The organism is Streptomyces sp. BV286 (genome assembly GCF_019090165.1).
Lineage (GTDB): Bacteria > Actinomycetota > Actinomycetes > Streptomycetales > Streptomycetaceae > Streptomyces.
In genome coordinates, this window is the sequence record NZ_JAHRIB010000100.1 from 1 (window position 1) to 24,756 (window position 24,756).

Here is a 24,756-nt window from a genome sequence, read left to right on the forward strand (position 1 = left end):
ACAAGCGCGTCGCGACCATCAACCGGATCGCCACCGCCATCGGCCGCACCGCGGCCAAGCCCCAGGGCCTCGACTCCCTCGCCCCCTGCACGCTGAACAAGTAACCGACGTCCCCCCACGGGCGCCCCGCACGCCGGCCGGGGCGGCTCCGGGGCCCGTAGGCCACCAGGCCCACGGGCCCCGGGGATCTCCGGGCGCCGGCAAGGAGCCCGCCCCAGCGGCGGGCGACTCAATTACTTAGACAGGCGAACGAGTTTTCGCCCATAATCACCGGCATGGGAAAGACGTATCACCGCATAGACGGCCGCCTCCGTACGTTCATCGAGGCGCAGCCCCTCTTCTTCACCGCGACCGCGCCCCTGTCGGGCGACGGCACGGTCAACCTCTCCCCCAAGGGCCTCACCGGTTCGTTCGTGGTGCTGGACGAACTCACCGTCGCCTACCTGGACTTCGCCGGCAGCAACGCCGAGACGATCGCCCACCTGCGGGAGAACGGCCGCATCACGCTGATGTGGTGCGCCTTCCAGGGCCCGCCCACCATCGTCCGCGTGCACGGCCGGGGCGAGCCGGTCTTCCGCGACGACCCTCGCTTCCCCGGACTCCTCGCACGCTTCCCGGACATCGACCCGGCCCCGCACGGCCTGCGGGCGATCATCGTCGTGACGGCCGAACTCGTCCGCGACACCTGCGGATACGCGGTGCCCACCATGTCGTACGACGAGGACCGCGACCTGCACGCCAGGCGCTTCGGGCGGGAGGACGACGCCTCGCTGGACGCGTACTTCCAGAAGAAGGAGCACGTGGGGACGAGCCTGGACGGCCTACCCGGGCTGCCGCTCCCCCTGCCGCCCAGTAGCGTCTGAGCATGCGCCTCGGAGCCGTCGTCCTCGCGTCCGCCTCCCTCCTCGTCCTGGCAGCCGTCCCGGCTCCCCCCGACCGGTCCCCGCTGCCCGAGCGGATGGCGGACACGGGCGGCGGCAGCCAGCTCGTCACCGCGCGAGCCTCCCGGACCTCCTCGACGACCGGCACGGTCACCTGGTGGAACCACCGTGGCGGACGCTGGGTGGAGGCCGGCTCCGCGCCCGCGCGCTTCGGCGCCCGGGGACTCGTCGAGGGCGGCTCCCGCGAGCAGGGCACGAACACCACCCCCACCGGCCTCTACGACCTGCCGTACGCCTTCGGCATCGAGCGCGCGCCCGCGGGGACGACCACGCCCTACCGCCGTGTGCGGCAGGCGTCCTGGTGGTGCCAGGACACCGCGTCCCGCTCCTACAACCGCTGGACCGAACCCAGGCCGGCCGACTGCCGCGCCGCCGAGTCCGAACACCTGATCTCGTACCGCGCCCAGTACGCCCACGCGCTCGTCATCGGCTTCAACTACGCGCGGCCGGTGCGGGGGCGGGGCGCGGGGATCTTCCTGCACGTCGACGGACCTGGGGCGACCGCCGGTTGCGTGTCCGTGTCCAAGGACGCGATGCGCCGCATCCTGGACTGGGCCGAGCCCGCGCGCAAGCCGCACATCGCCATCGGGACCGACAGCGGACCGACCTCAATCGTCCGTTACTGACCTGCGCGCGGCCCCGGCGGAGCGCTTCGCGCCATCGCGGTGTTACCGCGAGTCGCACCAGTTCACGGCTTGCCCTCCGGGCCGTTGAACACACGGCCGCCCCGGGACGTACCAGTGGGCCAAGGGGCCACTCCCCTTCCCAGCGTCCCACACGGAGGAACTGTGAGCACGATCGCCGGCGGCCGCGCGGCGCGGCGTCAGACGATGCGCCGCATTCGCCCTCGCCGCTCCCCCGCCATCCCGCTGCTGATCGCCGTATGGGCGGGCGCGGCCGGAGTGGTCTGGCTGTGGTGGAGCAACACCCCGGCCATCGCGGACGACAAGGGCCGGATCCTGAACGCGGGCCGCATCACGGGTCTGCTCGCCGGATACCTGATGGCCCTCGTCGTCCTGCAGATGGCCCGGGTGCCCGCGCTGGAACGCCGGGTCGGGTCGGACCGCGTCGCCCGCTGGCACGCCATGAGCGGCCGCTACACGCTCTGCCTCACCCTCGCCCACATCGGACTGACGATGTACGGCTACGCCCTCCAGGCCAACACGGGGTTCGTGCAGCAGACCGTCGACTCGGTGACCACCCTCCCCGACATGGGCAAGGCGGCCATCGGCACGGGTCTGCTGCTGTTCATCGGCCTGATCTCCGTGGGCGGACTGCGCAAGCGGATCCCGTACGACACCTGGTACCACATCCACCTGCTCACGTACGCGGCCGTGTACCTGTCGTTCTGGCACCAGCTGTCCACCGGCAACGACTTCGCCGTCGAGCCGGCCGCGACCACGGCCTGGTACGCGCTGTACGGCACGGTGACCGCGCTGGTGGTGTGGTACCGGGTCATCACCCCGATCCGCCTCAACCTGCGGCACCAGATGCGGGTCGAGGAGGTCGTCGAGGAGGCGCCCGGCATCGTCTCCGTGCTGATCAGCGGGAAGCGGCTGCACCGGATCGGTGCCGAGCCCGGGCAGTTCTTCCGCTGGCGGTTCATGGCGCCGGGCATGCGGCTCAGCTCGCACCCGTACTCGCTGTCGGCGGCGCCCCGGCCCGGTCTGCTCAGGATCACCGTCAAGGCGCTCGGCGACCACAGCACCGCGCTGAAGGGGCTGAAGCGGGGCACGCGGGTGTGGGCCGAGGGTCCGTACGGGGCACTGACCGCGTCCCGGCGCAGCCGGGGCAAGGTGCTGCTGATGGCCGGCGGTGTGGGCATCACCCCGATGCGGGCGCTGTTCGAGACGCTGCCCGCGGAGCGCGGCGACCTCACCCTGCTGTACCGGGCCAACAGCACCCAGGACCTGGCGCTGTGGGACGAGTTGTCGGCCATCGCCGACGAGCGCGGTGCCCGGCTGATGTACGCGGTGAACAGCCCCGACGGGGAGCGCCCGGACATCAACCCCGAGACGCTGCGCCGCAAGCTGCCCGACATCGACGAGCACGACGTGTTCCTGTGCGGGCCGCCCGGCTTCGCCGAGGGCGCGTACACCGCACTGCGCGGCGCGGGCGTGCCGGCCCGCCGCATCCACCACGAGTCCTTCGAGCTGTGAGGAACGGGAGTCCGGACCGATGAAGAAGAGCCATCCCCTGCGACGAGTCGTGCTGGCCGGTGCCGCCACGGTGTCCGGGATCGTCCTGCTGCTGACGCTGAAGCCCTCGTCCGACCCGGCGGCCGCGTCCGCCGACGGCGCGCCACAGCAGCAGCAGTCGGTCGCCCCGCAAGGGTCCGGAGGGGTGCAGGCCGCGGGCGGCGCCCAGGTCCAGACCCTCACCGGTGACGTCGTCAAGACCGAGTACGGCAACGTCCAGGTCCGGGTCACCGTGGCCGGCGGCAAGGTCACCTCGGCGGCTGCCGTGCAGTCGCCCACCGGCGGGCGCAGCACCGAGATCAGCACCAATGCGGTGCCGAAGCTGAACCAGGCCGCGGTCGCGGTCGGCACCGCCGACATCGACGCCGTCTCCGGAGCCACCTACACCAGCGGCGGCTACAAGAAGTCCCTCCAGTCGGCCCTCGACCAGGCGGGCGCCGCGGCGCCCGGCGGCGGCTCGGCCGACGCGAGCGGTGCGAACGGCGGCAGCGGCTCGGAGGGCGGTTCGGCCGACGCGAGCGGATCGGGTGCGGGGGCGGGCGCCGCCCAGGCGCAGACCCTCACCGGTACGGCCGTCACGACCGACTACGGTCCCGTGCAGGTCCGGATCACCGTGACCGGCGGCAAGATCACCAAGGCCGAGGCGGTCCAGTCGCCCAGCGGCGGGCGCAGCAGCCAGATCAGCGGCGACGCGGTGCCGAAGCTCAACCAGGCCGCGGTCGCGGCCGGCACCGCCGACATCGACGCCGTCTCCGGAGCCACCTACACCAGCGGCGGCTACAAGGAGTCCCTGCAGTCAGCCCTGGATCAGGCCGGTGGCTGACCCGGCCGAACCGGCCGAGGCACCCGCGGAGTTGCGTCACGCGGAGGAGGTGATGGGCACGGTCTTCTCCTTCGACGTGCGGGGCGGTGAACCCGGGGCCGTGCGGGCCGCGCTGGATGAGGCCGTCGCCCAACTCCACGTGGTGGACGAGGTGTTCAGCACCTACCGCGAGGACAGTCAGATCTCCCGGCTGGCGCGTGGCCTGCTGACCGTCGACGAGTGCGACCCGCAGGTCGCCGAGGTGCTCGAACTGTGCGCCGAGGCCGAGCGGTTGAGCGACGGCTGGTTCAGCACGAAGTACGCGGGCGTCATCGACCCGACCGGCATCGTGAAGGGCTGGTCCGTCGAGCGGGCGGCCCAGCGGATCTTCGCGGCCGGGGCGAGCGGCGTGAGCGTGAACGGCGGCGGCGACGTGCAGATGTACGGCGTGCCGGGACCGCACCGGCCCTGGCGGGTCGGCGTGTCGGACCCGTTGCGCCCGGGCGGTCTGGCCGCCGTGGTCACCGCGGCAGGTGTCGACCGGCTGGCCGTGGCCACGTCGGGCTCCGCGGAGCGCGGCACGCACATCGTGGATCCGGGCACGGGCCGCTCCGCGGTCACCGACCTGGTCGCGGTGACGGTCGTCGGCCCCCGTATCACCTGGGCGGACGCCTGGGCGACGGCGGCCTTCGCGATGGGCTCCCGGCAGGCGCTCGCCTGGCTGGAGTCCCTGCCGGACATCGAGGCGCTGCTCATCACGGCGGGCGACGAGGTCAGATGCACGGGAGGTCTGGCCGACCGGCTGGGCTGAGCCGGCTTGGCCCGGCCCGGCCGGTGTCCCGCTTTCGGGTGGGCGTGCGCATGCGGGTGCGGGTGCGGGTGCGTCGTGGCCGGTCGCGCAGTTCCCCGCGCCCCTGAAGAACGGGGCCGCGCCCCGGTTCTTCACCCCTACGCACCCGCGGCAGAACGTACCCCGCCGACCCCCACTTCCAGGGGCGCGAGGAACTGCGCGACAGCCGCTCCCTCAGTGGTGGCTCTGGGCCAGCCGCAGCAGGTGGTCCGCCAGTGCCTGACCGCCGGAGGGGTCCCGGCTGATCAGCATCAGCGTGTCGTCACCCGCGATCGTCCCGAGGATGTCCTGCAACTCGGCCTGGTCGATGGCCGAGGCGAGAAACTGCGCGGCCCCGGGCGGGGTCCGCAGGACCACGAGATTCGCGGAGGCCTCCGCGGAGATCAGCAGCTCCGCGGACAGCCGGCGCATCCGCTCCTCCTTCGCCGACTCCCCCAGCGGGGCGCGGGGGGTCCGGAAACCGCCCTCGCTCGGTACCGCGTAGATCAGGTCGCCGTCGTTGTTGCGGATCTTCACCGCGTTCAGCTCGTCCAGGTCCCGGGAGAGCGTCGCCTGCGTGACGTTCAGTCCGTCGTCGGCGAGCAGTTTCGCCAACTGGCTCTGGGAGCGCACCGGTTGCCGGTTGAGGATGTCCACGATCCGGCGGTGGCGTGCGGTACGGGTCTGCGGGACGGCAGGTCCCGCGTGGTCGTGATCCTGCGCCTGACTCATCGTCGTCTCATTCCCCGGTTCGTCCGTCCCCGTTGGTCACCGCGTCGAGAACACCGGGGAGGGCCCGGAGGAACGCGTCCACCTCGTCCTCGCCGATGTTCAGCGGCGGCATCAGCCGTACGACATCGGGGGCGGGCGCGTTCACCAGGAGGCCGGCGTCCTGAGCCGCCTGCTGCACGCGGGGCGCCAGCGGCTCGGTGAGCACGATACCCAGGAGGAGGCCCGAGCCCCGGACATGGCCGATCAACGGGTGGCCGAGGGACTCGATTCCCTCCCGCAGCTTCTCGCCGGCCCGCTTCACGTTCTCCAGCAGGCCCTCGGTCCCGATCGTGTCGAGGACGGCGAGGCCCGCGGCGCACGTCACCGGGTTGCCGCCGAACGTCGTGCCGTGGTGACCGGGCTGCAGGAGCTGGGCGGCGCGGCCGAAGGCGACGGTCGCGCCGAGCGGCAGGCCGCCGCCGAGGCCCTTGGCCAGGGTGACGATGTCCGGCAGGACGCCTTCGTGCGCCTGGTACTCGAACCAGTGCCCGGTGCGGCCCACCCCGGTCTGCACCTCGTCCAGGACGAGAAGGCTGCCGGTGGCGGCGGTGATGGCACGGGCCGCCTTCAGATAGCCGGCGGGCGGCACGACCACGCCGTTCTCGCCCTGGATCGGCTCGATGACGACCAGCGCGGTGTCCTCGGTGACGGCGGCGGCCAGCGCCTGCGGGTCCCCGTACGGCACGTGGGTGACGTCTCCCGGCAGCGGCAGGAACGGCTCGCGCTTGCCCGGCTGGCCGGTGAGTGCCAGCGCGCCCATGGTCCGGCCGTGGAAGCCGCCGTCGGTCGCCACCATGTGGGTGCGGCCGGTCAGCCGGCCGATCTTGAAGGCGCCCTCGTTGGCCTCGGCCCCCGAGTTGCAGAAGTAGACGCGGCCCTCGCGCCCGAAGAGCTGGAGCAGCCGCTCGGCGAGCAGGACGGGGGGCTCGGCGACGAAGAGGTTGGAGACATGGCCGAGCGAGGCGATCTGCCGGCTCACCGCCTCGACGATCGCCGGGTGGGCGTGGCCGAGCGCGTTCACCGCGATCCCGCCGACGAAGTCGAGGTACTCGGTGCCGTCGGCGTCCCACAGCCTGGTGCCGGCGCCGCGGACGAGGGGCAGCCGGGGGGTGCCGTAGTTGTCCATGAGCGCGCCCTGCCAGCGCTGGGTGAGCTCTTCGTTGGCGGTCATGCGTCCCCCTCCGCATCGGGCACGACCATCGTGCCGATGCCCTCGTCGGTGAAGATCTCCAGCAGGATCGAGTGCTGGACCCGGCCGTCGATCACACGGGCGGTGTTCACGCCGTTGCGAACGGCGTGCAGACAGCCCTGCATCTTCGGCACCATGCCGCTGGCCAGCTCGGGCAGCAGCTTCTCCAGCTCCCTAGCGGTGAGCCGGCTGATGACCTCGTCGGAGTTCGGCCAGTCCTCGTAGAGGCCCTCGACGTCCGTGAGGACCATCAGTGTTTCGGCGCCCAGCGCCGCAGCGAGTGCCGCAGCCGCCGTATCAGCATTGACGTTGTAGACATGTCCGTCGTCCTGGCTACGGGCGATCGACGAGACGACCGGGATCCGGCCGTCGGCGAGCAGTGCCTCGATCGCGCCCGTGTCGATCGCGGTGATCTCGCCCACCCGCCCGATGTCGACCAACTCCCCGTCGATCTCGGGCTGGTGCCTGGTGGCGGTGATGGTGTGCGCGTCCTCGCCGGTGAGTCCCACGGCCAGCGGTCCGTGCTGGTTGAGCAGCCCGACCAGCTCGCGCTGGACCTGTCCGGCGAGCACCATGCGTACGACGTCCATGGCGTCCTCGGTGGTGACCCTGAGGCCCGCCTTGAACTCGCTGACGATGCCGTGCCGGTCCAGGGCGGCGCTGATCTGCGGTCCGCCGCCGTGCACGACGACGGGCTTGAGCCCGGCCTGGCGCAGGAACACGACGTCCTGCGCGAACGCGGCCTTCAGGTCCTCGTCGATCATGGCGTTGCCGCCGAACTTGATGACGACCGTCTTGCCGTTGTGCCGGGTCAGCCAGGGCAGTGCCTCGATGAGGATCTGGGCCTTGGGCAGTGCGGTGTGTTTCCGCGTGGTGCTCATGACGAGTAGGCGCTGTTCTCGTGGACGTAGTCCGCGGTGAGGTCGTTGGTCCAGATGGTGGCGGTCTCGGTGCCCGCGGCGAGGTCGGCGACGATGTGGACCTCCCGGTAGCGCATGTCGACCTTGTCGCGGTCCTCGCCGACGGAGCCGTTCTTGCAGACCCAGACGCCGTTGATCGCGACGTTCAGGAGGTCGGGCTCGAAGGCGGCGGACGTCGTGCCGATCGCGGACAGCACCCGGCCCCAGTTGGGGTCCTCGCCGTGGATCGCGCACTTGAGGAGGTTGTTGCGGGCGATGGAACGGCCCACCTCGACGGCGTCGTCCTCGCTCGCCGCGTTCACGACCTCGACCTTGATGTCCTTGCCGGCGCCCTCGGCGTCCCGGATCAGCTGCTGTCCGAGGTCGTCGCAGACCTTCCGTACGGCCTCGGCGAACTCCGCGTACTCCGGGGTGACTTCCGAGGCGCCGGAGGCGAGCAGCAGGACGGTGTCGTTCGTCGACATGCAGCCGTCGGAGTCGACCCGGTCGAAGGTCGTACGGGTGGCGGCGCGCAGGGCCTTGTCCAGGGCGCCGCTGTCGACGTCGGCGTCCGTGGTGAGGACGACCAGCATCGTGGCGAGGCCGGGGGCGAGCATGCCCGCGCCCTTGGCCATACCGCCGACGGTCCAGCCGTCGCCCTGGGCGACCGAGGTCTTGTGGACGGTGTCGGTGGTCTTGATGGCGATGGCGGCCTTCTCGCCGCCGTGCTCGGACAGGGCGGCCGCGGCCTTGTCAACGCCCGGCAGGAGCTTGTCCATCGGGAGCAGCAGGCCGATGAGCCCGGTCGACGCGACGGCCACCTCGCCGGCGTTCTGCCCGAGGACCTCGGCGACCTTCTCAGCGGTGGCGTGCGTGTCCTGGAAGCCCTTGGGGCCCGTACAGGCGTTGGCGCCACCGGAGTTGAGGATCACGGCGGAGAGCTGACCGCCCTTCAGCACCTGCTCGGACCAGAGCACCGGGGCGGCCTTCACGCGGTTGGAGGTGAAGACGCCCGCCGCGGCCAGTCGGGGCCCGTTGTTGACCACGAGGGCCAGGTCGGGGTTGCCGTTCTCCTTGATGCCTGCTGCGATGCCCGAGGCGGTGAACCCCTTGGCGGCGGTGACGCTCACGGTGCGACTCCGATCGTGGAGAGGCCGGTGGCCTCGTCGAGCCCGAGGGCGATGTTCATGCTCTGGACGGCACCGCCCGCGGTGCCCTTGGTGAGGTTGTCGATGGCGCTGATCGCGATGATGCGCCCCGCGGCCCCGTCGTACGCGACCTGCACCTGAACGGCGTTGGACCCGTAGACGGACGCGGTCGCCGGCCACTGGCCCTCGGGCAGCAGGTGCACGAACGGTTCGTCGGCGTAGGCCTTCTCGTACGCGGCCCGGACGGATTCGGCGGTGACGCCCTCACGGGCCTTCGCGGTGCACGTGGCGAGGATGCCGCGCGGCATCGGGGCGAGGGTCGGGGTGAAGGAGACGGTGACGGGCTCACCGGCGGCCGCGCCGAGGTTCTGGATCATCTCGGGGGTGTGCCGGTGGCCACCGCCGACGCCGTACGGGGACATGGAGCCCATGACCTCGCTGCCGAGCAGGTGCGGCTTGGCGGCCTTGCCGGCGCCCGAGGTCCCGGACGCGGCGACGATCACGGCCTCGGGCTCGGCGAGCCCGGCCGCGTACGCGGGGAAGAGCGCCAGCGAGGCGGCCGTCGGATAGCAACCGGGCACCGCGACACGCTTGGACCCCTCCAGCGCGGCGCGGGCACCCGGCAGTTCGGGGAGGCCGTAGGGCCAGGTCCCGGCGTGCGCCGAGCCGTAGAACTTCTCCCAGTCGGCGGCGTCCTTCAGCCGGAAGTCGGCGCCCATGTCGACGACCAGGACGTCCGGGCCGAGCTGCTCGGCGACGGCGGCGGACTGCCCGTGGGGCAGGGCCAGGAAGACGACCTCGTGCCCCGCGAGGACCTCGGCCGTGGTCTCCTGGAGTACGCGGTCGGCCAGCGGCAGCAGATGCGGTTGCAGGGCACCGAGCCGCTGCCCCGCGTTGGAGTTGCCGGTCAGGGCGCCGATCTCGATCTCGGGGTGCACCAGAAGCAGACGCAGCAGTTCCCCGCCCGCGTACCCACTCGCTCCGGCCACTGCCGCACGTACCGCCATGGAACCCTCCTCTTGGATGGCATGACTATACGTTCCGCTGCAGATCTATGCAATCCTGCCTCGTCGAAGGGCGGGTCGGGGCCCTGAACGCCTTCTTCTCTACCCGCCACCGGTGGGGGATCATGCCGGTGGGCCGCGACCGGGTCCACGGGGCGGAGACGGGGTGGGGCGGATGGGATCGCCGGAGTCGCGGGAGCGGTGGCGCTTCTCCACGGGCCAGGGGGGTATGTCGAGGCCGGCCGTGGCGGACGGCGTCGTGCACGTCAGCAGCGGACCGAAGCTGTACGCGCTGGACGCGCTCACCGGGCAGCAGCGGTGGAGCTTCGTCACCGGTCATGAGCGGATCAGTCCGCGGGCCCCGGTGGTGGCCGGCTCGGTGGTCCACTTCGGCAGCGACGACGCGACGGGTTCCGTGTACGCGCTGGACGCGCTCACGGGGCGGCAGCTCTGGAAGACCGCCGCCGGTGCGCCCGTGAGCGCGCGGGCCGCCGTGGCCGACGGGGTGGTGCACGTCGGCGGCGGGGGCGGTCTGCTGGCCCTCGACGCCACCACCGGGGAGCGCCGATGGGAGCTGACCGGCGGCGAGGTGCTCGGCTGCCCGACCGTGGCCGACGGCGTGGTGTACGCGCACGTCGGCGGGGAGCGCGACAACAGGGGTCTCCATGCCGTGGACGCGGCCACCGGGGAGAGGCGCTGGCGGTTCACCACCGGCCACGAGTGGAACGAGGCGTCGGCGCCGGCGGTGTCCGGGGAGACCGTCTTCCTCAGCAGCGGAAGCAGCCTGTACGCGGTGGGCGCCCGCGACGGCCGACGGCGATGGGAGTACCGCACCGGTCACTACGCGACCGCCTCCCCCGCGGTCGCCGACGGCCTGGTGTACTGCGGCAGCTGGGACCACCACCTCTACGCGGTGGACGCCGTGAGCGGTGAGCTGCGGTGGCGGGTGCGCGCCGACGGGGCCGTGGCGTCCTCGGCGGCGGTGGCCGACGGGCTGGTCCACTTCGGCTCGTGGGACCACCACCTGTACTCCGTGGACGCGGCCACCGGCGCCCCGCACGGGAAGTTCGCGGCCGGTGACCGGGTGGGCTCGCCGACGGTCGTGGACGGCACGGTCTACGTCGGCACCCTCAAGGGCCATCTGCATGCCCTGCGGTCCCTGGCCACCGGGCCGGGGGACGACGCGAACTGAGCGTCCGGCGCCCGGAGTTGCGCCGGACGCCGGCGACGCGGACACCTGGCCGCGTCACCGGTCCGGCCGTCCTGCCCGCGGTCCGTGACGCTCGGGGCGTCAGTCGGCGACCATCCGGTTCCCGCGCCACCCCGAGCGGTCCATGGCCCGTTCGCGCTGGCGTCGTACGACGTAGCGGCCGGGCGCGATGCCCGTGCCGCCGTGTTCGGGGTGGACGAGGTAGGCGACGGCCGTGGTCTCGAGGGCGCCGAGAGCCAGCCCCACGGGGTCACGGACGTCGGTGGTGAACCGGCAGGTGCCGGGGTCGGCGACGAGGGTGTGCGGGTTCCCTCCGGCGGCGCTGCGGAGGAGTTCGACGCCCTCGGCGGGGACGTCCTGCCAGCGGGTGGACGAGAGGGCCGGGTCCAGGTCCACGCTGTGCGCGAGGAACGCGTACGGGACGACGATCAGGTCGCCCTGGGCCTGGAGCCCGTCCACGACGGGGATGGTGACCTGGCGTTCCAGATGTCCGAGGACGTCGAGGCCGGTGCGGTCGGTGAGGTCGGCGAGGGTCATGGTCGTCTGCATGTGTGTCACCTCTGGTGGTGGGAAGGGCCGGGAGGGGCAAGAACCGGGATGGCCGGGACGGTTCCGGGACCGGGGCGGGAACGGGTCAGGTCCGGCGGACGAGCTGGGCGTACTGCTCGCCCGACAGGCCGTACGACCAGCCCGCGGCCGCCACCGGATCGTCGAAGTGGGAGGGCACGCTCAGGCCGTAGCGGCGGTGGCTGCCGTCGGGCTCCACCGAGCCGTTGACGACGAGCAGGAGGCGCGCCGGGCGTCCCCACAGCTCCCTGGGAACGTCGTAGAGGTGCAGGTCCGAGCCCGTGTTGCCGGGGTCGGCGGCGGTGGCGACGTGCCGGAGGGCGGCCTGCTCGATGTAGGCGCCCCAGCCGATCCGTTCGATGGCGCTGCGCCGGACCTCCACGTTCCGCTCGGCGTGGATGCGGTCGGCCGTGGGGGCGTTGATCACCCAGGCCGGGACCCGGGTGCCGTGCAGTGCGTGCGTCGCGGTGCCGTCCCCGTACCGGACGGCCGGGCCGTCGTCGCGGTGCAGTCTCAGCTCGCCGTGGAAGGCGTTCGGGAGGGGTTCGGTGTGTACCTCGGTGGTGCGCTCGGCCATGACGCAGACGCCTTCGCCGGGCCACCACCAGCCGGTGGACCGGGCGAGTTCGGCCCAGTGGTCGAGGTGGGACCGGTCCGCGGGCCGGTGGACGGTCAGGCCGACGCGTTCGTGGACGTCGTAGTGGGCGATCCAGTGGGCGTCGTGCTGGCCGTACCAGGTCACGCCGTCCGTGCCGCCGGTCGTGGGCAGGAACTCCGCCCGCAGCGGGGCCCGGACGCAGTCGTGCAGGGTCGCGTGCAGCGCGTCGTGGACGACACCTTCGACCACACCGCTCACCGGCACGCCCGAGGCAAGGGCGTCCTCGGTACGCACGGCCATCGGTGTCCTGCGGCCCCACCACGCCGACCGGCGTCCCGTGCGGTGGTCCATGCGCCGGCGCAGGTGCATCACCTGTGACGCCAGGCGTGCCGCCACAGGCCAGTCGTCCGGCCGTCGGGGCATGGAGTCGCCGGCCATGCGAACCGGAGGGAAGGAGAGGGGGTCGTCCAGGACGATCGACAGGGCCGCCCACGGCGACCGCACCCACACGAACTCGGGCGCGGGGCTGCCGATCAGGCGGTACAGGGCGGTGACGGCCGCCTCGGCCCGGGGTCTGTCGGCCGGGCGGGTGGACAGGCCGTGCGTGAGCCATTCCTGCGCCAGAAGACGCGCCGACGCCACGCGCTCTGCGGGGGATGCGGGCTGAGGGAGGGTGGTGCGGCGCGCGGGGTGCGCGCCTCGGGGTGGTCCCTGCGCGGGACCCGGGACCGCGCTCACCGGACGGTGGCGGTGTCCGCCTTTCGACTCATCATGCGAGGGATCGTGACAGCGGGGACGGAGGTTCCGCAAGGTGTTTTCGCGCGCGGGCCGCTCCGAAGTGGGGGCGGCGCGGGCCCGTTTGGGGAGCCCGCGCCGCCCGCCGGGTCAGCCCTTCTTGATGCGCAGGAACGTCACCGAGTTCGCCGGGAAGGTGTACGTGAACTTCTTCGCCACTCCCGTGAACGTGGACGTCACCGGCGCGACGGCCGTGGCCGTCTCGGTGTTCACGGCGTCGGGCGCGGCGGCGAGCGTCGTCACCTCGGCCTTCGGCCGGACCTTCGCGCCACCGAGGTCGATCGCCGTACGGGCGTCCGCCGCCTGGGCGTTGACCACCTTGACGATGAGGTCACCGGTCTTCCTGTCCTTCGTCACCACCTGCCGGAACGGCTCGGCCGGCTTGTCGTCGGTGAAGCTGCCCCACTCCTTGCCGTCGAGGAGGAGGGTCACCTGGCGGCCGCGCACCTTGATGTCGATGTCGTAGGCACGGCCCGTCTCGATCGACCCGGCCTTGGTGACGAGCGTCGACTTGCCGCCGTCCACGGCCTGTTCGACGGCGGACTGGGTGTTGTTCCAGCCGCCCAGGTTCCACCAGTAGTAGTTGCCGGTGTCCTTGACGCCGAAGGCGACGAGGAAGCCCTCCTTGCCGGACTTCTTGGTGGCCTTCACGTGCACGTCGTAGTCGTGCCAGGCCGGGTCGCCCGCGGAGACCATGGTGTTCTCGGCGGCCGCGTCGCTCTGCACGTACTGCCCGTCCTGGACGCTCCAGCTGCCGCCGCCCGTGTGGGTCCACTTCGAGGCGTCACCGGAGAAGTCGTCGCCGAGGAGTTCCGTCCCGTCCGCGCCGGTCACCCTGACGTCGTCGTACGCGGCACTCGTCGCCCAGGTCGACAGGCCGACCGCGCCGGTGATGGGCCCGCTCAGCGACGGCGTGCCGGTCGCCTTCGACGGGACGACACGGTCGCCGACGTTGCGCATGAAGAGCTTCTGGACCTCGTAGTTGGCCGAGTTCCAGGAGGCGTGGTTGTTGAACCAGATCAGGTCCGGGCGCCACTGCACGTAGTCCTCGTTGGCGAGCAGCGGGGCGTACGAGGCGAGCTTCACGATGTCGGCGTTGCGCTCCAGGCCGGTCATGAACGCGGCTTCGGAGAGGGCGTTCTTGAAGGTGTTGCCCTGCGAGGCGTACTCGCCGAGGAAGACCTTGGGTCCCTTCCTGTCGTACGAGTCGTAGCGGTCGTTGTTCTGCAGGAACCAGGCCGGGCTGTTGTAGTAGTGCTCGTCGACCATGTCGACGTTCTCTTCCCGGTTGAGCTTCCAGGCCGTGTCGAACGTCGAACCGCTGTCGTCCGGGCCGGAGTTGGAGATGACGGTGATCTCGGGGTACTTCGCCTCGACGGCCGCCCGGAACCGCTTGAAGCGGTCGATGTACTCGTTCGGCAGGTTCTCCTCGTTGCCGACCGCGAGATGGGTGAGGCGGAAGGGCTTCGGGTGGCCCGCCTTCGCCCTCTTCCTGCCCCATTCGCTGGTCACCGGGCCGTTGGCGTACTCGATGAGGTCCAGGGTGTCCTGGATGTGCCGCTCGAGGAGCGCGTCGTCGTCGGTGGCGCGGTTCTGGCCGCAGCCGGTGACGAGGGCGGGCACGACGGGCAGCGGCATGGCCCCGATGTCCTCGGAGAACTGGAAGTACTCGTGGTAGCCGAGGCCGTAACTCTGGTTGTATCCCCAGAAGTTGGCGTTCGTCGCGCGCTGCTCGACGGGGCCGATGGTGTCCTTCCACTGGTACGAGCGCTGACGCTCCCAGCCGGACGCCTCGTCGTACCCCTCCATGCTGCCGGTGTTGACCAGGCAGCCGCCCGGGAAGCGGACGAAGGCGGGATCGAGGGCGGCGATCTTCTGCGCGAGGTCCTTGCGCAGGCCGTGGCCCTTGTACGTGTCGCGCGGGATGAGCGAGATCATGTCGAGCGCGGCCGGGCCGCCCGCGGCCACTGTGAGGCGGCCTGTGGCGCTGGTGCGGGACGCGGTGAGGCGTGCCGTGTACTTGGCCCAGCCGCCGCGGGCGGTGACGCGCCGGGCCCGGGCGAGTTCGCCGTCGGCGTCCTGCAGGGTCACCGTGAGGGCGGCCGCACCCTCCGCGCGGGCCCACACCGAGAAGTCGTAGACCTTGCCCTTCTCGACCGGAATCCCGGTGTTGTAGCCGGAGTTGGTGACGGACGAGCCGCCGTCCAGGGCGAGGTAGGTGCGGTTGCGGTCGCCCAGGCGGCCTGCGTCGTCCACGGTCTTCGCGGTGCCGGCGGTCACCCACGAGGTGAGCGGCGTGTACGAGCGGTTGTCGGCCGTGGAGTACTCGAAGGACCGGTTCTGCACGAGCTCCGCGTACAGCCCGCCGTCCGCGGCCCGGTTGATGTCCTCGAAGAAGACGCCGTACATCGTGTCGTCGATCGTCGCGCCCGGGGTCTTCGGGTCGACGGTGATCGCGTAGTCGGTCGCGTCCTCGGCGGCGGCGTTCACCGGGGCCGGGACGAGGAAGGAGGCGGCCAGCAGGGTGGCGGCCGTGAGGGTCAGTCTCCGGCGAGTGCGGGTGCGGGCATGGGACATGGATCCTCCGCGGCTCCGAGAGGCAAACGAGTTGTTCGATATACCGGACGGTGATCAATACTTCGAACGGCAAGATAGGTAGGAGCCAGGAGTGCGTCAATGGGTTGGACAGGAGAGGCCGGGGAGGCGGAAGGGATGGCCGAATTCTGGCCGGTGGGCGATGTGTTGGCGTACCTGGCCGGCACCTGGCGCGTGGAGCGTTCGGTGCGGGATCTCGCGAGCGGGGCTTCGGGCATCTTCGGCGGGACCACGGTGTTCGAGCCGCCGGACGACGGCGGGCCCGGGCTCGTTCACCGCGAGTCCGGCACCTTCGTGTGGCAGGGCGTGGCCCGGCCCGCCGAGCGCACCCTGAGGTTCCTCCCGGGCGACGGGGCCGGCCGGGCCGACGTGCGGTTCGCCGACGGCCGCCCCTTCCACGGGCTGGACCTGAGCTCGGGGCGGCACCTCACCGACCATCCGTGCGCGGCGGACCTGTACCGGGGCGAGTTCACCGTGCACGACGCGGACCGGTGGCGGACGGTGTGGCGGGTGGGCGGACCCGCCAAGCAGCTGCTGCTCACGACGGACTACACACGGGACCGCGTCGGCGTCCGGTCCGTCACGGCGCGGACGCGGGGCGGCGCGCCGCCCCCGGCAGGGGAGGACTACACGCGTTCGGACTGAGCGTCGAACCGGAGGTTCCAGCGCCCGGCCCGGCCGGTGAGCGTGGCCGTCGACAGCGGTCGGACGTCGAGGTTCCAGTACGTCGACGGATAGGACTTCAGGGCGTGGACGAGCGCCGCGCGTACGACGGCGGGCTCGGCCACGGCGACGATCCGGCCGCCGTCGTCGACGGGGCGGGTGTCGAGCCAGCCGCCCACGCGCTGCACGAACGCCGCCAGCGGCTCTCCGCCGTGGGCCGCGGAGTACGGGTCGGCCAGCCAGGCGTCGACGGCCTCGGGTTCGCGGGCCATCGCCTCGCCCAGGGTCAGCCCGCGCCAGCGGCCCATGTCGCAGTCCCGCAGAGCGGGCTGGACGAGCGGCGCGAGGCCCAACGCGTCGCCGGTGGCCCGGCTGCGCGGCGTCGGCGAGCAGTACCGCAGCTCGGCCGCCGCCAACGGCACGAGGACGTGGGCGACGCGCTGCACCTCGCCCCAGCCCGCCTGGTCCAGTGGCCGGTCGTCGTCGAAGCGCTCGGCGAGCAACGAGTTGCCGCGGGCGGCGGCGATCAGCGTGACCCGAACATGCATGCGGCGATGGTGAGGGCCGGAACCTGGCAGGTCAAGAGGCGATCGGCAGCGTGCACGGAATACTCACCGCCGGTGGATCACCCGAGGTCCGGCGCCCGCTCGGGCCGGGTCCGCCTCAGACCCGGCTGACCTCGTCATATGCCACACGCAGTCTCCGTACGCCTTCCGTGATCTCCGCCGTCCCGGCGACCGCGGCGAAACTCAGCCTCAGGTGCGGCGCCGGGGGCTCTGCGCTGAAGTAGGGGCGGCCGGGGGTGACGGCCACGCCCGCGCGCAGTGCGGCCGCGAGGAGGGCCGGCTCGTCCGTGCCGTCGGGCAGGCGCAGCCACAGCTGGTAGCCGCCCGACGGAATGTGCGGCAGGGAAAGCTCCGGCAGGCGCAGCCGCAGGGCGGCGGCCATCGCGTCGCGCCGGTTGCGCAGCTCGGCCGACACGGCCCGCAGATGGCGCGGCCACGCGGGCGACCCGACGAGTTCCAGCGCCGCCTCCTGGAGCGGCCGCGGTACGAAGAACGTGTCGACGACCTGGATCGCCCGCAGCCGTTCCAGGACGGGCCCCCGGGCGGCCAGGGCGCTCACCCGGAAACTCGGCGAGGTCGCCTTGGTCAGCGAGCAGACGTGCACGACGACTCCGTCGGGGTCGTCCGAGGCCAGCGGACGCGGCATCGGGCCCGCGTCCTCGTGCACGAGACGGCGTACGAAGTCGTCCTCGACGACGAAGGCGCCCGCGTCACGGGCGATCCGCAGCACCTCACCCCGGCGCTGCGGCGCGAGCACCGCGCCCGTCGGGTTCTGGAACAGCGGCTGGCAGACGAAGACCCGGGCCCCGGTCGCCCGGAACGCGTCGGCGAGCAGCGCCGGCTTCACACCGTCCCGGTCGACGGGCACGGGCACGGGCCGCAGTCCTGCCGCGCGGGCGATCGCCAGCATGCCGGGATACGTGGGTGACTCGACGAGGACCGGAGCGCCGGGCGGGGCGAGGGCGCGCAGCGCGGTGGTCAGCCCGGACTGCCCGCCGGCCGTGATCAGCACCTCGGCGGCGGTGATGGCGCCGCCGATGCCCCGCGCGAACCACTCCCGCAGCTCCGGCAGCCCGTCCGTCGGCGGACGGCCCCAGGCTCCCGGGCGCCTGCCCGCCCGGGACAGCGCCGCGGCCATCGCCCGTTCCGGCTGCAGCGAGGGATGCAGATAGCCGCCGTTGAACTCGACGACCCCCGGCGCCGGGGCGGCCAGCGAGACGAGCACGCCCGAGGCGTCCACCGTGCGGGGGACGAGTTCGGACGCGGCGTCCGCACTGAGGGCGACCTCCTGCCAGGAGGTGTCCCCCGCGGCGGGCGCGGCGTCGCGGGGCTCGGCACGGAACGCCCCCGCCCCGGGCCGGGTGACCACGAGCCCCTCGGCGGAGAGCTGGGCCAGCGCCCGGGACACGGTCACGGGACTCACCCGGAACCTCTCGACGAGCGCACGACTCGACGGCAGCTTTCCACCTGGAGAGTAGCGGTCCAGCTCGCTTTTCAGCTGGTTCGCCAGTTCACCGACACTGCTACGCTCATGCATGAGAGCAGAGAATAGCGCTACCGCACAGACTTCGATAGCGGTGCCCATCGTGCCTGACGGCGCGGGGACGAACGGGCCCGCCGCGGACCGGCACCCGGCCCAGCCCGCTCCCCGGACCGGGACCGTCCTGGCCGCGCTCGGCGTCACCGCCTTCTCCCTCACCTTCCCCGCCACCGCGTGGGGCCTGGAGGGCTTCGGCCCCTGGTCGCTCGTGGCCGTGCGGAGCGTCCTGGCCGCGGTCGTCGCGGGCGGCTGCCTCCTGGCCCTGCGCGTCCCGCTGCCCGGCCGCGCCCACCTGGCGGGGCTGGCCGTCGTCGGCGCCGGGGTCGTCCTCGGCTTCCCCATGCTCACCACGCTCGCTCTGGAGACGTCGACCACCGCGCACGCCGCGGTCGTCGTCGGACTGCTCCCCCTGACGACCGCCGTGTTCTCGGCCCTGCGGGTCGGCACCCGGCCCTCCCGCACGTTCTGGGGCGCGGCGTGCACGGGCGCCGCCGTGGTGATCGCGTTCACCGTGCAGCAGAGCGGCGGCGCCCTGTCCGGCGCGGACGTCTACCTCTTCGGAGCCCTGCTGGTCTGCGCCGCGGGCTACACCGAGGGCGGCCGGCTGGCCCGCGTGATGCCGGGCTGGCAGGTCATCGCCTGGGCGCTGGTGCTGTGCCTGCCGCTCACGGTGCCGGCGGCCGCGATCGCGCTGTCGTACGAGCCCGTGTCGCTGACCGCGCACAGCGTGACCGGCCTCCTGTGGGTCGCCGTCGGCTCGCAGTTCTTCGGCCTGGTCGTCTGGTACCGCGGCATGGCCGCGATCGGCATCCCCAAGGCCAGCCAGTTGCAGTTGGCGCAGCCGCTGCTCACACTGGTGTGGTCGGTGCTGCTCCTGGGCGAGCACCTGACGCCGGCGGCCCCGCTGACGGCCGCCGCCGTACTCGTCTGCATCGCCGTCACCCAGCGGGCACGGGGCTGAGCGGCACGTACGAGCCGGTCACAACCCGTGCCACCCGCCGTAGAATTGCGGCCACCAATCGCCACTCCCGTGCGGAACGAGGAGGCCCCGGATGCAAGCAACCGTAGGCGACCATCTGCTGGTGCACGGCAGGACCGTCGGGCAGCACGACCGGGTCGCGGAAGTCATCGAGGTGCTCGGGACGAAGGGGAGTCCCCCTTACCGGGTCCGCTTCGGGGACGGTCACGAAAGCCTGATGTCGCCCGGCCCCGACTGTGTGGTCCAGCACCACGAGGACACCGCCCGATAGGTCAGCGTGAGTGCCTCGCCGGCTGCTGGTAGTGGTCGGCGACCACCCTCGCCATGGCCCCGACACGGTCGGCCGCCACTTCCTTGGCCGAGAAGAACACGTGCCCGCGCACCTGCGGATACCCCTTGGCGAGGGTGAGGTGCCTGGACAGCTCCGCCGGGTCCTGCCAGGCCGCGGGCTGCGCCGGGTCGCCGGCCTTGTAGAGCGCCTCGCCGACGTACAGCTCGGTGCCGCTGCCGCGCGCGACCTGCGCCCACCAGGGGATCAGCTTCGCGTAGTCGGCGGCGGTGAAGCCGATGTTCCAGTACAGCTGCGGGCAGATGTAGTCGATCCAGTTCTCCCGGACCCACTTCCTGGTGTCGGCGTGCAGGTCGTCGTACGTCTGGACGCCGGCCCGGGTGTCCGAGCCCAGCGGGTCGGTCACGGCGTTGCGCCACACCCCGAAGGGGCTGATGCCGAACTTCGTGCCGGGCCGGATCCGCCGGATCCGGGCGGCCGTCTCCAGGACCAGCCGGTCGATGTTGTCGCGCCGCCAGGCCGCCCGGTCCGGGAACGGGCCGCCGTGTGCGGCGTACGCGGCGTCGTCGTCGAAGACCTGGCCCGCGACCGGATACGGATAGAAGTAGTCGTCCCAGTGGACGGCGTCCACGGCGTACTTCTTCACCGCGTCGAGCATCGCGTCCTGGACGAAGGCGCGGACCTCGGGCAGGCCCGGGTTGTAGTAGAGCTTGCCGCCGTACGGCACGACCCAGTCGGGGTGCCTGCGGGCGGGGTGCGAGGCGACGAGCTTCGTCGGGTCGGTGTGGTTGGCGACGCGGTACGGGTTGAACCAGGCGTGCAGTTCGAGCCCGCGCGCGTGGGCCTCCTTCACGGCGGTGCCGAGCGGGTCCCAACCGGGCGCCCTGCCCTGTACGCCGGTGAGGTACTGGGCCCAGGGCTCGTACGGCGAGGGCCACAGGGCGTCGGCCGTGGGGCGCACCTGGAAGATCACGGCGTTCAGCCGGCGCCGGACGGCCGTGTCGAGGTGCGCGAGCAGTTCGGTGCGCTGCTGGGCCGCGGTCAGGCCGGGCTTCGAGGGCCAGTCACGGTTCGCGACGGTCGCCAGCCACATCCCGCGCAGCGCACCCGTGCGAGCACGGCGCGCGGGCGCGTCGGCCCCGCCGCCGCCCCCGGAGACCTCCGCCGCCACGGCCAGTCCCGCCGTGGCGAGCCCCGACAGTCCGACCGCCGCGGCCGCCGCGAAGCCCCGTCGTGACATACGCCCCATGCCGCACACCCCAAACAGAGTGGGTCCGCCTGGTCACGGACCGTTTACCCCGCACAGCATGCCCGACCCGGCCGGTCGTTCGTGTGCAGATCCGGAGTAACGTGCGTGGCGTTGGCAGGCACCGCACAACGGGAACCTGCCGGGCCCGTGAACAGTGAGCGAAAGGGACGATGTGACCGACATCGAACGCGTCGGAGTGGTGGGCTGCGGCCAGATGGGAGCGGGCATCGCCGAGGTGTGCGCCCGCGCCGGTCTGGACGTGATGGTCGCCGAGACCACTGGTGAGGCGTTGGAGATTGGCCGGACCCGGCTCTACAACTCGCTCTCCAAGGCGGCCGAGCGCGGCAAGATCTCCGAGGAGGAGCGGGACGCCACGCAGGGACGGCTGTCCTTCACCACCGACCTCGGTGAGTTCTCCGACCGCGATCTGGTGATCGAGGCGGTCGTCGAGAACGAGCAGGTGAAGACGGAGATCTTCCAGGTGCTCGACCAGGTGGTGCTCCGGCAGGACGCGATCCTCGCCTCGAACACCTCCTCCATCCCGCTGGTGAAGCTCGCCGTCGCCACCTCGCGCCCCGACCAGGTCATCGGCATCCACTTCTTCAACCCGGCCCCGGTGCAGAAGCTCGTCGAGCTGATCCCGGCCCTCACCACCTCCGAGGGCACCATCAGCCGGGCGCAGTCCCTGGTCGAGAAGATCCTCGGCAAGCACGCGATCCGCGCGCAGGACCGCTCGGGCTTCGTCGTCAACGCGCTGCTGATCCCCTATCTCCTCTCCGCGATCCGGATGTTCGAGTCCGGCATGGCGAGCCGCGAGGACATCGACAACGGCATGGAGCTGGGCTGCGCCCACCCGATGGGGCCGCTCAAGCTGTCCGACCTGATCGGCCTCGACACCGTCGCGTCGGTCGCGTACTCCATGTACGAGGAGTACAAGGAGCCCCTGTACGCGGCCCCGCCGCTGCTCCAGCGCATGGTCGACGCGGGACGCCTCGGACGCAAGTCCGGCTCGGGCTTCTACACGTACCCCTGACCCCCGAAGGCCGTTGACCGGCTGCGGGTTGTCAGTCGCAGGTCGCGCAGTTCCCCGCGCCCCGTCAGGGCTCGTGACTACTGTCCGTACGACCGGCAGGCCTCCGCGGGCCCGGCTCTCTTTCGGGGGCCGGGCCCGCCGCATTCACACACCGTGTGCGCGGCGGGCCCGCATATGCCCCTCGCACACGCTCCCCACGCGTCCACCAGGCGAGTTGACTTTCCGTGCGCAGGTAGGGGATGTGACGACTACGGAAAGGAGCGGACACGTGACCGCCGACCCGGAGCATCCCGTGGTCCATGGAGAACTCGCGGAGTTACGCCGTCGCCTCGATGTGGCGCATGCCCGCGTCGAGGGCGGCATGACTCTGCTCAGTCATCGCGCCGAACAGACCGCCAAGGAGCTCGACGACCTGAGTACCCGGGTCGTCTCACTCGAACACACCCGCTGGCCGCTGCGCGCGGTCGCGGTCGTCACGGCCGTGGGCGCACTCGCCGTGGCGGTCTGGCAGGCTCTGGGCCGCTAGGCCCGTGGGCGCTGCGGGCAGGATCAGGGCAGAGCGTCCTGCCCGAGCCTCAGGTGATGCAGGAGGAGCAGTGCGGCTGCCATGTTGGCGGCCGGGACCTCGCCGCGGGCGACCATGTCGGGGGCGAGCTTGAGGGGCACCCATTCCCGACGGTCGGACTCGAAGTCGTCCACGGGGTGTCCGATGTACGCGCCTTCGTCGGCCCAGTAGATGTGGTGCCGGGCGTCGGTGAGCCCGTTGGAGGGCTCGACGCTCATCAGATGGCGCAGGGGTCCCGGTCGCCACCCGGTCTCCTCCTCCAGTTCGCGGGCGGCCGCGACGGCGATGTCCTCACCGTCCTCGACGACGCCCGCGGGAAGCTCCCATCCCCAGCTGTCGGTGATGAAGCGGTGCCGCCACAGAAGCAGCACCTCGTTCGCCTCATTCACCACAGTGGCCACGGCGACGGGCCGCAGCCGTATCAGGAAGTGATCGAGGTGCCGACCGTCCGGCAGCTCGACATCTGCGAGATTGACGCTGAACCAGCGGTTTGCGTACACAGTTTGTTCGTTCAGTTTCGTCCACTGCACGGTTCTGCCACCTTCCGCCGAGTAGATGGCAATATCGCAGCAGGAGCGTCCGCACAGCAGGCTCACAGCGGGCCGCTCGCAGCGCAGCGGTAGGCGCAGAGTTGTACCACCGCGGAGGGCTCCGGGCCTCCGTCAGCGGTGGGGGTGTCGTCTCACGCGATCCTCCGGGTCTCTTCCCGGAGTGTTCCCCCACGGCCACTTCCTAGTTCCACGGCACTAGAGCGGTACGCGCAGAGCTCCGTCGATGAGTTCGGCGGCCTCGGTGGTGCCCGCACACCCGTTGGCGACCAGGTGTTCGCGTACCGCGCGCAGTCTGTCGCGCAGGCGCTGGGACTCCATTCCCCGGGCGCGCTCCGCCATTTCGACCGCGGTGACGACCGCCTTGTCGGCGTTGCCCTGGCGCAGCTCGATCTGGCTGAGCATGGCGAGCCGGTGCACCCTGCCCCGGTCGTGCGCCGGGTTGTCCACGGCGGCAGCGGCGTGCTCCCGCGCGGCTACAAGGTCGCCCAGACTCAGCAAGGCCTCCGCCACCTGCACATTGACCAGGCCCGGCTGGACATAGCCGGTCTCGTCCGGTTCGTACCCGCGCCGGATGCGCTCGGCGGCCTGCTCGGCGCGCCGGATGCAGGACAGCGCGCTGCTGCCGTCGCCGAGGTGCGCGTACGCCTTCGCCTGCATCGCGTAGAGGTCCGACGCGAGCGCCGGAGTGATGTGCCGTCCCGCGGCGCGCAGCGCGGCCTCGGCGAAGGCCACCGCCTGCCGGTTCTCCCGCATGAACAGCGCCTGGTTGACGAGGAGCGCGATGACGTAGGCCCCGAGTCCCCTGTCCCCGCTGGCCTTCGCGAGCCTGAGCGCCTGGTGGAAGTAGCGCTGGGCGAGACCGTGGGCGTCGGAGTCGTACGCGCAGATGCCGGCGATCGCCACCAGGCCGCCGGTGGCGCGGTGGAGCTGACGGCCGGTGGCGTCGGTGTAACTGCCTCTGAGGAGCGGCGCGGTCTCGGAGTTGAGGAATCCGACGATGCGGGTACGGGTGGCGACACCTCCCGCCTTGCGGTACATCTGCTCGTAGTGGGCGCGGGCGGCGCGCAGCATCTCGATGTCGGACATGCTCACGCGGTGCCGTCCGCCGCGCGAGACGTCCACGTCCTCCGGCGGGTTCTCCCACTCCCACACCGGCATCACGGCGGGCGTGCCGGTGACGGCGGGGGCGCCGAGGATGTGCGGTCTCTGCTGTTCGTCGGAGCGCCACAGGGCGGTCGCGCGTTCGACGAAACCGGAGAGTGTCGTGCCGTGCGGGGTGGCCGGCTCGCCGGGCACCCCGAGTCCGATGTCGTCGAGCGTGACGGGCCGTTGGAGCCGGGAGGCGAGCACCTCGCAGATCAGGTCGGGCACCTGGCCACGGGGCCGCTGGCCCTTCAGCCACCGAGCCACGGCGGTGTGTTCGTACCGGAGCGCGAGACCGCGCGCCCGGCCCGCCTGGTTCACATGGGCGGCGAGTCCCGCGTGCGAGATCCCTGCCTCGTCGAGGATCGCGTCGAGCAGAGTGTTGGGCTGCATGAAGGCCATCCGGTGGCTCGGGTGCCGACGGTGCTGTTCAACGTAGCGCCTCCCTCATCACACGGGGTGTGAACGGAGTGCCCGAATCCGGGCAGTACGCGCGCTGTTGCGGAGAGTTGTGACCCGGTTGACTGAAATGCCTCGCAAGAGGCCGGCCGGGCCGCCGGCTCCCCCTCGTACAGTGCGGCGGCCCGGATTCACGCCGTCCGCCCAGCTGCCTGCCCGACACTCCGTGGCAG

General features: G+C 71.9%; 23 protein-coding genes and 1 pseudogene. 11 read left to right on the forward strand and 13 right to left on the reverse strand.

The genetic code is table 11. The annotated features are described in order from the left end of the window. The first annotated feature begins 275 nt into the window (after positions 1 to 275). From KUF83_RS13410 to KUF83_RS13430, 5 genes are all read left to right on the forward strand, one after another. A complete protein-coding gene (locus tag KUF83_RS13410; RefSeq protein WP_217454888.1) occupies positions 276 to 863 on the forward strand; it encodes a pyridoxamine 5'-phosphate oxidase family protein in 588 nt (195 codons plus the stop codon). A 2-nt stretch (positions 864 to 865) separates the two neighbouring features. After that, on the forward strand, positions 866 to 1,567 hold the full coding sequence (locus tag KUF83_RS13415) for a L,D-transpeptidase (RefSeq protein ID WP_217454889.1): 702 nt from the start codon (positions 866 to 868) through the stop codon (positions 1,565 to 1,567). A 204-nt stretch (positions 1,568 to 1,771) separates the two neighbouring features. Further along, positions 1,772 to 3,100 (forward strand): ferric reductase-like transmembrane domain-containing protein, encoded by a 1,329-nt coding sequence (locus KUF83_RS13420; RefSeq protein WP_217455032.1) that lies wholly within the window; start codon positions 1,772 to 1,774, stop codon positions 3,098 to 3,100. Between the two features lie 19 nt (positions 3,101 to 3,119). Continuing rightward, on the forward strand, positions 3,120 to 3,962 hold the full coding sequence (locus tag KUF83_RS13425) for an FMN-binding protein (protein ID WP_217454890.1): 843 nt from the start codon (positions 3,120 to 3,122) through the stop codon (positions 3,960 to 3,962). Beyond that, entirely contained in the window at positions 3,955 to 4,752 is a 798-nt protein-coding gene (locus KUF83_RS13430) for an FAD:protein FMN transferase (protein ID WP_217454891.1), read from the forward strand. The genes KUF83_RS13425 and KUF83_RS13430 overlap by 8 nt, the downstream gene beginning before the upstream one ends. A gap of 213 nt (positions 4,753 to 4,965) precedes the next feature. On the opposite strand, the gene KUF83_RS13435 is transcribed toward KUF83_RS13430, so the two are convergent. From KUF83_RS13435 to argC, 5 genes are read right to left on the reverse strand one after another with little or no spacing between them, the layout of a single operon-like run. After that, positions 4,966 to 5,502 carry an arginine repressor gene (locus tag KUF83_RS13435; protein ID WP_217454892.1) on the reverse strand — a complete coding sequence of 179 codons (537 nt, stop codon included), beginning with the start codon at positions 5,500 to 5,502 and terminating at the stop codon, positions 4,966 to 4,968. Positions 5,503 to 5,509: 7 nt separating this feature from the next. After that, entirely contained in the window at positions 5,510 to 6,712 is a 1,203-nt protein-coding gene (locus KUF83_RS13440; protein ID WP_217454893.1) for an acetylornithine transaminase, read from the reverse strand. Next, positions 6,709 to 7,611 carry an acetylglutamate kinase gene (gene argB / locus KUF83_RS13445; RefSeq protein ID WP_217454894.1) on the reverse strand — a complete coding sequence of 301 codons (903 nt, stop codon included), beginning with the start codon at positions 7,609 to 7,611 and terminating at the stop codon, positions 6,709 to 6,711. Before argB ends, KUF83_RS13440 begins: the two co-directional genes overlap by 4 nt. Continuing rightward, on the reverse strand, positions 7,608 to 8,759 hold the full coding sequence (argJ, locus tag KUF83_RS13450) for a bifunctional glutamate N-acetyltransferase/amino-acid acetyltransferase ArgJ (RefSeq protein ID WP_217454895.1): 1,152 nt from the start codon (positions 8,757 to 8,759) through the stop codon (positions 7,608 to 7,610). Before argJ ends, argB begins: the two co-directional genes overlap by 4 nt. Then, positions 8,756 to 9,784, reverse strand: a complete 1,029-nt coding sequence (argC, locus tag KUF83_RS13455; protein ID WP_217454896.1) for an N-acetyl-gamma-glutamyl-phosphate reductase — start codon at positions 9,782 to 9,784, stop codon at positions 8,756 to 8,758. Before argC ends, argJ begins: the two co-directional genes overlap by 4 nt. 172 nt (positions 9,785 to 9,956) lie before the next feature. Here argC and KUF83_RS13460 point away from each other — a divergent pair, with 172 nt between their 5' ends. Beyond that, positions 9,957 to 10,973, forward strand: coding sequence for a PQQ-binding-like beta-propeller repeat protein (locus tag KUF83_RS13460; RefSeq protein ID WP_217454897.1), 1,017 nt, complete (start codon positions 9,957 to 9,959; stop codon positions 10,971 to 10,973). Positions 10,974 to 11,072: 99 nt separating this feature from the next. Here KUF83_RS13460 and KUF83_RS13465 read toward each other — a convergent pair whose 3' ends face one another. The 3 genes from KUF83_RS13465 to KUF83_RS13475 form a co-directional block, all read right to left on the reverse strand. Further along, positions 11,073 to 11,540, reverse strand: coding sequence for a hypothetical protein (locus KUF83_RS13465; RefSeq protein ID WP_254643791.1), 468 nt, complete (start codon positions 11,538 to 11,540; stop codon positions 11,073 to 11,075). Between the two features lie 85 nt (positions 11,541 to 11,625). Beyond that, the gene (locus KUF83_RS13470) at positions 11,626 to 12,798 is read right to left on the reverse strand and encodes a DUF6745 domain-containing protein (RefSeq protein WP_308402991.1); all 1,173 of its coding nucleotides are present in this window, start codon (positions 12,796 to 12,798) and stop codon (positions 11,626 to 11,628) included. 243 nt (positions 12,799 to 13,041) lie between these two features. Continuing rightward, the gene (locus tag KUF83_RS13475; RefSeq protein WP_217454899.1) at positions 13,042 to 15,528 is read right to left on the reverse strand and encodes an alpha-L-arabinofuranosidase C-terminal domain-containing protein; all 2,487 of its coding nucleotides are present in this window, start codon (positions 15,526 to 15,528) and stop codon (positions 13,042 to 13,044) included. A 135-nt stretch (positions 15,529 to 15,663) separates the two neighbouring features. Here KUF83_RS13475 and KUF83_RS13480 point away from each other — a divergent pair. Beyond that, positions 15,664 to 16,107 (forward strand): annotated as a pseudogene (locus tag KUF83_RS13480) (DUF6314 family protein); the annotation flags it as partial. 65 nt (positions 16,108 to 16,172) lie between these two features. Here the strand turns inward: KUF83_RS13480 and KUF83_RS13485 are convergent. Further along, complete coding sequence (locus tag KUF83_RS13485; RefSeq protein ID WP_217454901.1) at positions 16,173 to 16,757, reverse strand: histidine phosphatase family protein; 585 nt, start codon at positions 16,755 to 16,757, stop codon at positions 16,173 to 16,175. Positions 16,758 to 16,872: 115 nt separating this feature from the next. Next, positions 16,873 to 18,312, reverse strand: a complete 1,440-nt coding sequence (locus KUF83_RS13490) for a PLP-dependent aminotransferase family protein (protein ID WP_217454902.1) — start codon at positions 18,310 to 18,312, stop codon at positions 16,873 to 16,875. Between KUF83_RS13490 and KUF83_RS13495 the strand changes: the two genes are divergently transcribed. Beyond that, positions 18,311 to 19,276 (forward strand): DMT family transporter, encoded by a 966-nt coding sequence (locus KUF83_RS13495; RefSeq protein ID WP_217454903.1) that lies wholly within the window; start codon positions 18,311 to 18,313, stop codon positions 19,274 to 19,276. The genes KUF83_RS13490 and KUF83_RS13495 overlap by 2 nt on opposite strands. 91 nt (positions 19,277 to 19,367) lie before the next feature. Then, entirely contained in the window at positions 19,368 to 19,565 is a 198-nt protein-coding gene (locus KUF83_RS13500; RefSeq protein WP_217454904.1) for a DUF1918 domain-containing protein, read from the forward strand. A gap of 1 nt (position 19,566) precedes the next feature. On the opposite strand, the gene KUF83_RS13505 is transcribed toward KUF83_RS13500, so the two are convergent. Next, positions 19,567 to 20,832 (reverse strand): glycoside hydrolase family 10 protein, encoded by a 1,266-nt coding sequence (locus KUF83_RS13505; RefSeq protein ID WP_217454905.1) that lies wholly within the window; start codon positions 20,830 to 20,832, stop codon positions 19,567 to 19,569. Positions 20,833 to 21,004: 172 nt separating this feature from the next. On the opposite strand from KUF83_RS13505, the gene KUF83_RS13510 reads away from it, so the two are divergent. Both KUF83_RS13510 and KUF83_RS13515 read left to right on the forward strand, forming a co-directional pair. Beyond that, positions 21,005 to 21,865, forward strand: a complete 861-nt coding sequence (locus tag KUF83_RS13510) for a 3-hydroxybutyryl-CoA dehydrogenase (protein ID WP_217454906.1) — start codon at positions 21,005 to 21,007, stop codon at positions 21,863 to 21,865. 268 nt (positions 21,866 to 22,133) lie between these two features. Further along, positions 22,134 to 22,391 (forward strand): hypothetical protein, encoded by a 258-nt coding sequence (locus KUF83_RS13515; RefSeq protein WP_217454907.1) that lies wholly within the window; start codon positions 22,134 to 22,136, stop codon positions 22,389 to 22,391. Between the two features lie 23 nt (positions 22,392 to 22,414). Here the strand turns inward: KUF83_RS13515 and KUF83_RS13520 are convergent, their stop codons facing one another. Continuing rightward, positions 22,415 to 22,960 (reverse strand): NUDIX hydrolase, encoded by a 546-nt coding sequence (locus KUF83_RS13520; protein WP_217454908.1) that lies wholly within the window; start codon positions 22,958 to 22,960, stop codon positions 22,415 to 22,417. 216 nt (positions 22,961 to 23,176) lie between these two features. Next, complete coding sequence (locus KUF83_RS13525) at positions 23,177 to 24,517, reverse strand: transcriptional regulator (protein WP_217454909.1); 1,341 nt, start codon at positions 24,515 to 24,517, stop codon at positions 23,177 to 23,179. Positions 24,518 to 24,756 lie beyond the last annotated feature (239 nt).

Excerpts from the sequence above, each read along its gene's own strand:
- KUF83_RS13420 (WP_217455032.1), top strand. The coding sequence starts at position 1,772 with ATGCGCCGCATTCGCCCTCGCCGCTCCCCCGCCATCCCGCTGCTGATC.
- KUF83_RS13435 (WP_217454892.1), bottom strand. The coding sequence starts at position 5,502 with ATGAGTCAGGCGCAGGATCACGACCACGCGGGACCTGCCGTCCCGCAG.
- KUF83_RS13500 (WP_217454904.1), top strand. The coding sequence starts at position 19,368 with ATGCAAGCAACCGTAGGCGACCATCTGCTGGTGCACGGCAGGACCGTC.
- argB (WP_217454894.1), bottom strand. The coding sequence starts at position 7,611 with ATGAGCACCACGCGGAAACACACCGCACTGCCCAAGGCCCAGATCCTC.
- KUF83_RS13505 (WP_217454905.1), bottom strand. The coding sequence starts at position 20,832 with ATGGGGCGTATGTCACGACGGGGCTTCGCGGCGGCCGCGGCGGTCGGA.
- KUF83_RS13465 (WP_254643791.1), bottom strand. The coding sequence starts at position 11,540 with ATGCAGACGACCATGACCCTCGCCGACCTCACCGACCGCACCGGCCTC.
- KUF83_RS13495 (WP_217454903.1), top strand. The coding sequence starts at position 18,311 with ATGAGAGCAGAGAATAGCGCTACCGCACAGACTTCGATAGCGGTGCCC.
- KUF83_RS13460 (WP_217454897.1), top strand. The coding sequence starts at position 9,957 with ATGGGATCGCCGGAGTCGCGGGAGCGGTGGCGCTTCTCCACGGGCCAG.
- KUF83_RS13475 (WP_217454899.1), bottom strand. The coding sequence starts at position 15,528 with ATGTCCCATGCCCGCACCCGCACTCGCCGGAGACTGACCCTCACGGCC.
- KUF83_RS13485 (WP_217454901.1), bottom strand. The coding sequence starts at position 16,757 with ATGCATGTTCGGGTCACGCTGATCGCCGCCGCCCGCGGCAACTCGTTG.
- KUF83_RS13440 (WP_217454893.1), bottom strand. The coding sequence starts at position 6,712 with ATGACCGCCAACGAAGAGCTCACCCAGCGCTGGCAGGGCGCGCTCATG.
- KUF83_RS13425 (WP_217454890.1), top strand. The coding sequence starts at position 3,120 with ATGAAGAAGAGCCATCCCCTGCGACGAGTCGTGCTGGCCGGTGCCGCC.
- KUF83_RS13525 (WP_217454909.1), bottom strand. The coding sequence starts at position 24,517 with ATGCAGCCCAACACTCTGCTCGACGCGATCCTCGACGAGGCAGGGATC.
- KUF83_RS13490 (WP_217454902.1), bottom strand. The coding sequence starts at position 18,312 with ATGCATGAGCGTAGCAGTGTCGGTGAACTGGCGAACCAGCTGAAAAGC.
- KUF83_RS13410 (WP_217454888.1), top strand. The coding sequence starts at position 276 with ATGGGAAAGACGTATCACCGCATAGACGGCCGCCTCCGTACGTTCATC.
- KUF83_RS13415 (WP_217454889.1), top strand. The coding sequence starts at position 866 with ATGCGCCTCGGAGCCGTCGTCCTCGCGTCCGCCTCCCTCCTCGTCCTG.
- argC (WP_217454896.1), bottom strand. The coding sequence starts at position 9,784 with ATGGCGGTACGTGCGGCAGTGGCCGGAGCGAGTGGGTACGCGGGCGGG.